We start from the raw sequence: 321 nt of genomic DNA, 5'->3' as shown, positions 1-321 counted from the left end.
CAGTAGTTACGATACCGTTACCTCCTCCTGGTGAAGTAACAGCAACAAAAACCGTTGACGTTGCAACTGGAGCGGTTGGGGATGTATTAACGTATACCGTGCTAATTTCAAACGTAGGAATTATAACTGTTACAGATGTGTTCTTCCAAGATGTCATACCAGAAGGAACGACATTTGTAGAAGAGAGTGTAACGATAGGTGGGGTGCAGCAACTTGGTTTAAATCCAGAAATAGGATTTACAGTTACTCCATTATTAATGAATGGTGGAAGTATTGAGGTAACGTTCCGAGTGACGATTACAGAAATTCCAGATAATGAAG

General features: G+C 40.5%; 1 protein-coding gene. It reads left to right on the top strand.

Translation table 11 applies throughout. The annotated features are described in order from the left end of the window. On the top strand, positions 1-321 hold a 321-nt coding region (locus AC0IXC_RS29135; protein WP_471653716.1), incomplete at both ends, for a DUF11 domain-containing protein.

Source organism: Bacillus sp. AC266, assembly GCF_979253805.1.
This window is presented reverse-complemented; position numbering and strand designations above follow the sequence as displayed.